The sequence below is a fragment of the Ensifer sp. SSB1 genome (assembly GCF_016652895.1).
Lineage (GTDB): Bacteria > Pseudomonadota > Alphaproteobacteria > Rhizobiales > Rhizobiaceae > Ensifer.
Genome location: NZ_JAEPRP010000201.1, coordinates 4,301 through 12,292 on the forward strand (window position 1 = coordinate 4,301; position 7,992 = coordinate 12,292).

Sequence of the window (7,992 nt, forward strand, 5' to 3'; positions counted from 1 at the left end):
CTGGTGCCGAACTTTTCCATGCTGCCCTTTTCGGCGGCGATCGAAACGCTCCGCATCGCCAACCGCATGCTCGGCTACGAGGCCTATTCCTGGCGCCTCGCTTCGTCGGACGGCGAAAAGGTCCTCTCTTCGAGCGGCATCGCGCTCGAGGTGAACTCGTCGCTGGCCGACGAGCGCAAGTTCCTCGGTGGCGAAAACCGCCCATCGATGGTGCTGGTCTGCTCCGGCATCTATGTCGAAGACTTCAACAACAAGTCGGTCAATGCCTGGCTGCGCGAAGTCTACAACCGCGGCGTTGCCGTCGGCAGCCTCTGTACGGGCGCCCATGTGCTGGCCTCGGCCGGCCTTTTGACCGGCAAGCGCTGTGCCATCCACTGGGAAAACCTGCCGGGTTTCTCCGAAAGTTTCCCGCAGGTCGACGTCTATGCCGACCTCTACGAGATCGACAGCAACATCTATACCTGCGCCGGCGGTACCGCCTCGCTCGACATGATGCTGAACCTGATCGACCAGGATTTCGGCGAAAACCTCGTCAACCGCGTCTGCGAACAGGCGTTGACCGACCGCGTTCGCGGCCCGCATGACCGCCAGCGCCTGCCGCTGCGCGCCCGCCTCGGCGTGCAGAACGCCAAGGTTCTGTCGATCATCGAACTGATGGAGGCAAACCTCGCCGAGCCGCTGTCGCTTCTGGAAATCGCCGAAGGCGCCGATCTCTCGCGCCGCCAGATCGAGCGGCTGTTCCGCCAAGAAATGGGCCGTTCACCCGCCCGCTACTACCTGGAAATCCGCCTCGACCGCGCAAGGCACCTGCTCATCCAGTCGTCGATGCCGGTCGTCGAGGTGGCGGTGGCCTGCGGCTTCGTCTCCGCCTCGCACTTCTCCAAATGCTACCGCGAACTCTACAACCGCTCGCCGCAGCAGGAGCGCGCCGACCGCAAGCTGACGCTGCAGATGGCGCGATAAGAGTTCGGCAAGAGATCGAGAACAGGAAGGGCGGAGCGATCCGCCCTTTTTCGTACCAAGTTCTCGCTGAAGCCGCACCACAAGCAAGCATGCAAGGGGAGCGCAATTATTGAAGGTTAATTTACATATATACAACCAGTATTGAATATATCTGCAACTCCTTTTGGTGCGGAGCTTCTTTTGTGAAAGACTTTTCTCAAGCTCGCCAGTTCTTGATCGCGGGCACGATCTTTTCCTATGCAGCGCTTTTGTTCACGGCATCCGTTGCCGGCTTTCCACTGAGCTTTGAAGGTTGGCTGTATGAAGCTGCAACCTTCGCAGCCACCGTCCTCGCGGCCAGCTTCCTTTCGCTGCGGTTCGAGCTTCACAAACTTCGGCCAATGATCGAATGTTGCGGATGCGGCCTGCTCCTTGTCGTCCCGATCACGCTTTCAACCTATTTGTCGGCCTGGATGGGCTTCCCATTGACGGACGGGCAACTCTCCAGATGGGACACATGGCTTGGGGTCGACTGGACAGCGATGATCGGCTGGATCGATCTGCACCCTCTGATATCCGGGGTGTTGAACGCAGCCTATCGTTCATTCCCCTACCAGCTACTGCTCTGCCCGGCCTTGCTGGTGCTGGCCGGCCACGACCGGCGAGCCAATCAGATGGTTTGCGCCTATGCGCTTCTGTGCTTCCTGTCGAGCGCCATCGCGGTCTTCTTCCCCGCCCTTGGCACATACGCCTACTACCAGTTCGATACCGACAGTTTGCAACACATCAACGCGACTTATGGATACCTCTTCCTCGAAGAGTTTCATGCGGTCAGGAACGATCCCAACTTCGTTTGGCGACTTCCGGAGAGCCAGGGCATTGTGACATTTCCGTCGGTGCATGCGGCCGTAGCGGTACTGTGCGCGTGGGCACTGTGGCCTGTGCGTTTGCTCCGGCATCTTGCGCTCGCCCTGAACCTCGCAATGGGCTTCTCCGCGATACCCGCAGGAAGTCACTACGTCGTCGATATCATCGCCGGCGCCGCGGTCGCTCTGGCTTCCATTGGAATCGTCACATTTGCCACGAGCCCTTCGCGCCTGAAGACCCGCTTGCCCGGACCGGTCGCGCCCTCGCCCGCCGAATGGTGACACCGGTGGTCGGAGATGCGGATCAATGATCGCCGCTTGCGCCGATGCTCATTTTCAGTTGAATGGCTCAACTTCAACGGCCGAGGAGCAAGTCGCCGATGGCACCGGTTGAGATCAATCCCGCCAAGGTCCACGAATTCAAGGACCTCGACAGCTTCTACACTTGGCTCGCCGCCCACCACCAGAGTGAAACCGAAGTCTGGATCAAGACCCACAAGGTGAATTCCGGGCTCGCCTCGATCACCCCCAAGGAGGCGATCGATGTGGTGCTCTGCTGGGGCTGGATCGACGGCGTGCGCAAGGGGCTCGACGACAAGAGCTTTCTGCAGCGCTATACCCCGCGCGGCAAGAAGAGCATCTGGAGCAAGATCAATGTCGACAATGTCGCGCGGCTGATTGCCGAGGGCCGCATGACCGAGCATGGCCTAAAACAGGTGGATGCCGCCAAGGCGGACGGCCGCTGGGACCGGGCCTATGCGAGCGGCAAGGACCTGAAGATCCCCGACGACCTGCAGGCGGCGATCGATGCCGAACCCGAAGCCCGCGAAATGCTTGGCAAGCTCAGCGCCCAGAACCGCTTCGCGCTCGCCTTCCGCACCCACAACATGAAGACCGAAGCCGGGCGCAAGAAAAAGATCGAGACCTTCGTCGCGATGCTGAAGCGCGGCGAAACGATCTATCCGCAGAAAAGCAAATGAAGGGCTATTGCTAAACGCGACCGAAGCGCTGCCCCGCACCTCCGACAATGCGTTCGCCCGATGGGCCGAAGCGGTTGTCACCCTCGTCACCCGGAAGGAAGCCCAGCATGACGAGGCCCAGCAGCGGCCCGACGACTGGCACGAAGAGCGCCAGATTCCACCAACCGGACCTGCCATGATCATGCCAACGCTTGATGTTGACGACCAGGGAGAAATAGGTGCTGGCAACGAGGACGATGAAAACCATCAAATGCATCAGGCTGAAGCCCGCGGCATAGTTATCAACGCCTGAAAGCGCCAAAAGCGCCCCTCCGGCAAACACCGCGGCTGTCGTCGCAATCCAGACGACGACCTGCGCCAACCACCAGGTCTGGCGTCCGATACGGCCATCAATACTCGTAAAAGTCTGCGAATTCACGTCGTCTCTCCCCTTGACCTCCCAAGCGCCCCCGCGCTGGCCAGCCTTTTCGTCATATAGAAAGTTCGCAAATAAAACCTGTAGATATTTTTATGAAGCAACGTGCCCCATGATTGCGCAGGCAAGTTGCCTCGGGCGTGACACCCCGACCGCCATTGGAGGCGGCACAAGACCCGCTTGCCGCCCCTTACGGGTCCCGCACCCACGAGACAGCCATCCCCTAGCCGTGAAAGGCGCGCTCCAGTTCGGCGATGTCGAGCTTGATCATGCCGAGCATCGCCTCCGTTACGCGCTCGGCGCGCGCACGGTCGGAATGGGCGACCATGTCGCCGAGCGCCCTCGGCACGATCTGCCAGCACAGCCCCCAGCGGTCGCGGATCCAGCCGCATTGCTCGATCTGTCCGCCGTTTTCGCTGATGGCATTCCAGATCCTGTCGATCTCCTCCTGGGTATCGCACTGGATCATGATCGAGAAGGAATGGTTGAACGGATCGAGCGGCCCGGCTTCGAGCGCCAGGAATTCCTGATTGCCGAGCGTGAACTCGATGGTCGTCACGCTGCCGGGCGGTCCGCTCGGGCTTTCTGCAGGCAAGCTGGTGATGCGGATGATCGCGGAATTGGGAACAAGCGAAATATAGAAGTCGACGGCCTCGCGGGCCTCCTTGGCGAACCAGAGATTTGAAACAACATTGGTCATGCGTCGTGTCCTCCTCGAAGCGCTGGATCACATGCGGCTAACCGAAGGACGTTCGACTTCGTTCCAAGCCGACAGGTCGTGAATGTATATTTCTGGAGGCCGGGCTGTGGCCCGGCCGGAGGCGCCTATGACGCCAGCGCGTCGAGAAGCGCCAGCTCCGAGATCACCCGGTTCCGGCCGGCATGTTTGGCCATATAGAGAAACTGGTCGGCGGCATGCAGGTAGTTTTCGAAGGCTTCCGACGTTTCGATGGTGGCAAGGCCGATCGAGACGGTGATCGTCAGTTCCTCGTCGTCGGCCACGATCCGCGATTTCGCGAGTTCCAGCCGCAGCGCATCACAGAAGGCAAAGGCGCGGCGCACGTCGCAGCCGTTGAAGAGAACGCCGAATTCCTCGCCGCCGAGGCGGGCAAGCAGGTGATCCTCGCCCACCAGCACCGAGAGCCGCTTGGCCACGTGCTTCAGCACGATATCGCCAATCTCGTGACCGTAGGTGTCGTTGAGCCGCTTGAAATGATCGATGTCGAGAACGGCGATCGCCGTCGGCTCGCCGCGTCTGAGGCACTGCTCCACCAGGCGCGGACCGGCAAGGAAGAAGTGCCGGCGGTTATAGAGATCGGTGAGATAGTCGCTTGCCGCCTGGCGCTGCAGCGTCTGCAGTCGCTTCTGGACGCCGGCTGTCTGGGCGATGCGGCCGTTGAACTCGGCTTCGAGGAAAGGCTTCTGGATGAAATCGGTGCCGCCCGCCTCCAGGAAACGGGCGCCGGCCCTTCGGTCGCCGCTGTCGGAAAGCCCAATCACCGGCAGCGCACCATCACCCTGCCGCCGCTCCACTTCGGCCAGGAGTGCTGCACCGGACATATCGGCGAGGTCGAGGTCGGTGACGACGAGATCGACCGCCTCGCCGCTGTCGAGCACCTGCAGCGCGTCGGCAGCAGACGCGACCTCGCAGACGGAGATCCGCTGCCGCCTTAGGATGTCGGCAAGCTCGCTGCGCGAGGCGGCATCGGAATCGGCGAGCAGCACCGTCGTCTTGCCATTGGTGAGCGCCCGGTCGACGGCGCCGATCAGGAGGTTGATCGATTCCGGCTGATGCTTGATGACGCAATCAAGCACGCCGCGCCCGAGGATCTCTTCGCGCGTATGGTCATTGAAGGCTGCGGTGAAGACGACGGCCGGCACCTGATTGTCGAGCACGAATTCGAGCGCCTCACAATTGGGCGCGTCCGGCAGGTTGAGATCGAGCACCGCCAGCGAGAAACTTTCCGGCGCCTGCTCCAGCGCTTCCTTGAGTGCCGCGAGCGAGCTGCAATGGGTGACGCGGATGCCATGCACGGACTCGAGCCCGTATTTCAGCGCCGTCGCGAACATCCGGGAGTCTTCGACAAGGAGCATCCGCTTGTCGCTGTGCTTTTGCACAGAGTTCACCCGGCCTGGCGTGCGGCGCAATCTCACGTCCCTGCAACCCCTCTCGAGCCGCAGGCGTGCTTCCCTCAAGGGGTGACGCTGGCTCCAAATGTATCAACAAACCCCGCCACGAACCGCACCGGCCATTTGGCCGGCGTGGTCTGGTGTGACCGGGCTCCCCGCTCCTGCTGGGGCGGATTGAAGACCGATCGGATTGCAATTTCGTTAATACGGCAACCTGTGAGCGGCATTTTTGATGCACGTGCCCAATAAATTTTAGGGGTTTTTATCGAGCCTTGGCGAATTGCCTACGCGGGAACCCTAACTTTTTCACTGAGTGTGCGGATCTTCGTCAGCGTGTCCAGGTTCTGGTTCACGCGGCAGTAAAATTCCTCGTTGACGAAGGGACGAACGACGAAGTCGTTGCCGCCGGCCTTGAGGAAGCGCGCCGACAAAAGCCGGTTGGTGGAGGACGAAACGCCGATGATGCGCAGCTGATGCGGTCCGTAGGAACCACGGATACGCCGTGTCAGTTCGAAGCCGTCGATATCGGGCATGTTGTAGTCGGTGATGACCAGGCCGATATCGGGATTGGTCTTGAGGAGTTCGAGCGCCATCGCACCGTTTTCCGCCGAGCTGGTGCGGAAATTGTAGCGCTTGAGCTGCGTCGTCAGAAGCGCGCGCGCCGTCGGGCTATCATCGACGATCAGCACGTGGTGCTTGTGGTTGGTGAGGAAGCGGCAGACGGATTCCGCCAGCATGTCGACCGCAAAGACGCTGTCCTTGATGACGTAGTCGACGATCTCCTTGGCGAGGATCTTCTCGCGCGTCGACTCCTGGAAGGAGCCGGTGAAGACGACGGTCGGCACGCTCATCTCGATCAGATAGTTGAGCGCCTCGCCGTTCTCCGCCCCCGGGAGGTTGATGTTGGAGATGGCGAGCGACGCCGGAAAAGTCGCGTTCTCGACGGCGAACTGCAGGTCGTCATAGTCGCGGCAGACGATGACATCGATGTCGAACAGCTCTTTCAGCCGCTTCGAAACCATCGCTGAGAAGAGGTTGGAGTCCTCGGCAAGCACGATACGGTGCTCGGCAAGGGATTCGCCGGAATAATACATTCCGGAAACGCCAAAAAACGACATTGAACGCCTATGTAAAAGAGTGTCCCCCTACAGCGCCCAAGCGTTCGTCATGCCCGCAAAGTCACTGTAACTTGCAGCCGCCATGCTAGAGGAGAAAGGCTTTCTCTGGTGTTAATGAGCGCCCGGCGAAATGACGAGGTCGCGTGCCGGCATGGCACGTTCCGGCCGCTTTCGACCACCGCAAGCCATCAATGCCTCGGCGCCACGCCACGCCGTTCGTCGGCCGTCTTGCGAATGACGTCGGCGATCTCCGGATTGCTGCTCGACAGCATCTGGAAATCCTCCGAATAGAGCGAAAGCAGCGAGACCTCGGTGGCGGCGCTGACGGTTGCCGAGCGCGGCTCGCCCGTTATCAGCGCCATCTCGCCGAAGAAGCTCCCGGGGCCGAGTTCGATCGGCGTCGGCGAAGGGGTGGCGATGCTGACGCGCCCCTCGACGATGAAGAACATCTGGTCGCCCGCCTCGCCCTTGCGGCAGATGATGGCGCCGGCCGGCACCACCCGCGGGCGCAACGCCCGCACGATCTCGACGAAGGCGGCCGAACCGAGCTTCTCGAACAGCGGCACCGCCGCAACCAGCTGCCAGTTGCGCACAAAGTCCTGGCGGCGCACCTCTTCGAAAAAGCCGGTGGCAAGAATGCCGGCCCAGAGAGCGAAGATGCCGATGCCGCTCATCATCACCAGGCCGGCGAGCACCCGCCCGCCAAGCGTCTGCGGGATCTCGTCGCCATAGCCGGTGGTGGAAAGCGTCACCACCGCCCACCACATGGCCTGGGGAATGCTACCGAACTTCTCCGGCTGGATATCGCGCTCGATGAGATAGGCGACAAGCGATGCACCGAAGAGGACGATGCCGAAGAGCGAGGTGACGCCAATGAGATTGGGTGCGGCCCGTGACACCACCCGACCGAGAAGCCGGAAGAAAGTGGAGTGGCGGAGCGGCTTCAGCAGCCAGACGCCGCAATAGAGGCTCTGATCCCGGGTGCTGGCAAAAAGGAAGCCGACAAGCGGAACGATGACCGCGATCAGATCGATCGTCGCTTCGGGCACAGAGGCGCGGCCGTCCCTTGCCCCGAGCGCCATCAGCGTATCGGTGAGTTGCAGGACATAGAAGCCCCAGATCCCGACGAGGAAACCCTCGAGGGCAAGACGCGCGGCAGCGCCAAAGCTCGTTGCGGTCAGCGCCGCAACAACCACGAGCCCAGCCGCTGCCAAAATTCCATTGGCAGCGTCCGACATCCTCAACAAAGGCCGTGCCGACATTTACTCCCCCAGCGGCCCGCCACCCGCGCGGCCGTCTCGAGCGCCGGTGAGATCAAAGCAGTAACGCTTTGATCTAAAGCACGATTCCATTCATGAATCGATGCTCATGTAAAGAAGCGCGGAAATCAGGAAGCGAACCTCTCTAGAAGCGCCTTCCGGCGGCTCTCGGTTGCCGATCCTCTTCAAATTGCTCGGCCCCATCCACCGGCCTCAGCCAGGCCTCGCGGCGCTTGATCCAGAGTTCGTAGCTCGGCTTCAGAGGCGTCGGCGCTTCGGTGA

8 protein-coding genes are annotated in these 7,992 nt (G+C 61.3%); 3 read left to right on the top strand and 5 right to left on the bottom strand.

Features of this window, described 5'->3' with window-relative positions; genetic code table 11:
* The 3 genes from I8N66_RS32255 to I8N66_RS32265 all read left to right on the top strand — a co-directional run.
* Nucleotides 1-963, top strand: a 963-nt coding sequence (locus I8N66_RS32255) for a GlxA family transcriptional regulator (RefSeq protein ID WP_291163037.1), incomplete at its 5' end; no start/stop codon positions are given.
* Between the two features lie 182 nt (nt 964-1,145).
* The gene (locus tag I8N66_RS32260; RefSeq protein ID WP_291163040.1) at nt 1,146-2,090 is read left to right on the top strand and encodes a phosphatase PAP2 family protein; all 945 of its coding nucleotides are present in this window, start codon (nt 1,146-1,148) and stop codon (nt 2,088-2,090) included.
* A 98-nt stretch (nt 2,091-2,188) separates the two neighbouring features.
* Entirely contained in the window at nt 2,189-2,788 is a 600-nt protein-coding gene (locus I8N66_RS32265; RefSeq protein WP_291163043.1) for a YdeI/OmpD-associated family protein, read from the top strand.
* A 10-nt stretch (nt 2,789-2,798) separates the two neighbouring features.
* On the opposite strand, the gene I8N66_RS32270 is transcribed toward I8N66_RS32265, so the two are convergent.
* The 5 genes from I8N66_RS32270 to I8N66_RS32290 all read right to left on the bottom strand — a co-directional run bounded on the left by I8N66_RS32270 (nt 2,799) and on the right by I8N66_RS32290 (nt 7,713).
* Nucleotides 2,799-3,206: a DUF805 domain-containing protein gene (locus tag I8N66_RS32270; RefSeq protein WP_291163046.1), complete on the bottom strand. Its 408-nt coding sequence runs from the start codon at nt 3,204-3,206 to the stop codon at nt 2,799-2,801.
* Nucleotides 3,207-3,426: 220 nt separating this feature from the next.
* Nucleotides 3,427-3,903, bottom strand: a complete 477-nt coding sequence (locus I8N66_RS32275) for a VOC family protein (protein WP_291163049.1) — start codon at nt 3,901-3,903, stop codon at nt 3,427-3,429.
* Nucleotides 3,904-4,028: 125 nt separating this feature from the next.
* On the bottom strand, nt 4,029-5,321 hold the full coding sequence (locus I8N66_RS32280; RefSeq protein ID WP_291163052.1) for a diguanylate cyclase: 1,293 nt from the start codon (nt 5,319-5,321) through the stop codon (nt 4,029-4,031).
* A 296-nt stretch (nt 5,322-5,617) separates the two neighbouring features.
* Nucleotides 5,618-6,451, bottom strand: a complete 834-nt coding sequence (locus tag I8N66_RS32285) for a response regulator (protein ID WP_113539276.1) — start codon at nt 6,449-6,451, stop codon at nt 5,618-5,620.
* 188 nt (nt 6,452-6,639) lie between these two features.
* Nucleotides 6,640-7,713, bottom strand: a complete 1,074-nt coding sequence (locus tag I8N66_RS32290; protein WP_291163056.1) for a cyclic nucleotide-gated ion channel — start codon at nt 7,711-7,713, stop codon at nt 6,640-6,642.
* Between the last annotated feature and the right edge of the window lie 279 nt (nt 7,714-7,992).

Coding starts and splice junctions, on each gene's coding strand:
- I8N66_RS32265 (WP_291163043.1), top strand. CDS start 2,189: ATGGCACCGGTTGAGATCAATCCCGCCAAGGTCCACGAATTCAAGGAC.
- I8N66_RS32275 (WP_291163049.1), bottom strand. CDS start 3,903: ATGACCAATGTTGTTTCAAATCTCTGGTTCGCCAAGGAGGCCCGCGAG.
- I8N66_RS32285 (WP_113539276.1), bottom strand. CDS start 6,451: ATGTCGTTTTTTGGCGTTTCCGGAATGTATTATTCCGGCGAATCCCTT.
- I8N66_RS32290 (WP_291163056.1), bottom strand. CDS start 7,713: ATGTCGGCACGGCCTTTGTTGAGGATGTCGGACGCTGCCAATGGAATT.